The 1999-nt window shown below is 64.3% G+C and carries 2 protein-coding genes; both read right to left on the bottom strand.

Annotated features, from left to right (window positions below):
- Positions 1-437: 437 nt before the first annotated feature.
- On the bottom strand, positions 438-1520 hold the full coding sequence (locus H7290_RS20770) for a hypothetical protein (RefSeq protein ID WP_290515920.1): 1083 nt from the start codon (positions 1518-1520) through the stop codon (positions 438-440).
- A gap of 157 nt (positions 1521-1677) precedes the next feature.
- The coding region (locus tag H7290_RS20765) for a hypothetical protein (protein WP_290515919.1) at positions 1678-1999 on the bottom strand (322 nt) is incomplete at its 5' end.

Raw genomic sequence — 1999 nt, 5'->3', positions numbered from 1 at the left:
CTGAGCTGGCTGGCCGGTGGTGTCCTCGCCCTCCTCATCTAGGGGAGGCTGGCCGCCACCGGCTGATCACCGCTCGGCTCCGCTGACGCCGCGCCAACCGGCAACGTGGCCGTCACGATCGTGTCGACCGCACCTACCGCGATGACGAGCGGAGTGCGGGAATGTCAGCGTCGGCGCAACCGACGACGCCACGCACGAGTGCGCTCTCGGAGACAGCGGCGGCGGCGCACCGTTCGCAAGGCACGGTCGCCACCGCGGTCTCCGACTGCGCCGCATCAGGTGCGCCGGCTTCGACCAATTTCACCTACATCACCCGAATCGCGAACGACAGTTCGATCATGAGCACTTGGGCGACGTCGTGAATGGCAATGTCCTACCAACGGACACTCATGCCGGCGCGGCGAAGTTCACCGTCGTCGACATCTGATCGGTACCGGTCACGCCGAGGGCACATCGTCGTAATCCGCGTATCCGGCTTCGTCTGCAGCATCAGCCTCGGCCAGCCAGCGACGGTCGCGCCACCTACTCCACTGCCATGCGGCGATCGCCAGCACGATGAGTGCGATGAGGAGCAGCACGTACAAGGTCGGTGGCACGACCCACACCGATTTGAACTCCACCTGCTTGGTGCCCGAGTCGGTGCGCACGGTGAGCGTGGGCGTGAAGCGACCGATCCACGGCGCGTCTGACCAAGTCGTCGTGAATGCACGTGCACCGTTTCGGAGCACGCGCCCCTCTTGGTACCGCGACGTGGCGACAACCCTGCCGCCGAGCGAACTGCGGAACTTCACATCACCGCTGACGTGATCGGTCACCGATCCCTCATTGCGGTACTCGAAACGAAACACGCCCGATGAGCCGTGCTTCAACACCGTGGGACCGCGAACGCCGATGACGCGCCCGCCCGTAACCTTCTCGCCCGGCACCGTCACGAGTACCTGCGAAACGATCGAGGGCACGACCCCCAAGCCCTGCTGCCGCGTGGGCTTGCCTCGCACTTCGATGCCGCCGTAGTTGCTTCCGACCGATGCGCCGATCGGCACGTCGATCGTGTACGAGATGAGCACGTCTTCGCCGGGGGCGATATCCAGCGTCGTTTGCGCAAGCTGAATCCATGACGAGGTGCCGTACTTGTAACTGTCGACGACTTCGAGCACCGACTCGGCTCGTCTTGACGGCTCGATGTCGACAACACGGAGCGTCACGTGCATGGCGCCGGACGTACGGTTGTTGATGCCGAGACACCTCGCCACGTGTTCGCCCGCTTGGAGCGTCAACTCCTCTGACGGCGGCAGCACGAGCAGCTTGTCGTTCGCCTGGAAATCTGCGTGCGGGGTGCGTGTCACGCCGGGCTTGCACAAGGGCGCCAGGTCGCCTTTTGCTCGCTCCGCGGCAGAAGCCTCAGGAGCGACGGCCAGTAACGCCACGATGCACACCAGCAGCGAATATGCGAGGGATACGCTCGCCCCCCGCTTGAAGCGCCAAGCAGTAGGCAAGGTCGACATGATGTTCGTCTTCACGGGGCCCCTCGGGCGACTGGTATGCCGCTTCGATTCCGAGGCGGCACGTTCGTCGCATGACTTGGTGATGTGCTGGTGGTTTCCTGCCCACCGAAGACGAATCGCGCACCCCCCTGTGCTTCACGGTCGTCCATCCGGACCATCAACAATCCGTCATTCAGTACTGGTCGTCGCCCCAGTCGTCGGAATCGTCGGTCGACCTCGCTTCAGCAGCATCGAGCCGCGCGAGCAACGCGCTGTAGTGGCGGCGCGATCGGATGCGCAGCCAGATCGGAATTCCCAGTGCGATTGCAAGGGCGAGGAGGTAGAGCCACGATGGAATGACCCATATCGCGTCGAGCTCCTGCTTCGCGACCTTGCCGTCGGAACCCGTCACCTCAAGCGACGGCGTGAAGCGTCCCACCAACGGGATGTGGTCCTCCCACGTGCCCGAGAACTTCCTGGTCACGCCACGCAACACGATGCCCTCCGGAACGTCG

The organism is Aeromicrobium sp. (genome assembly GCF_014378035.1).
Taxonomy (GTDB): domain Bacteria; phylum Actinomycetota; class Actinomycetes; order Propionibacteriales; family Nocardioidaceae; genus Aeromicrobium.
Note: the sequence above shows the minus strand (reverse complement) of the source record. Positions and strands in the feature narration are given on the sequence as shown.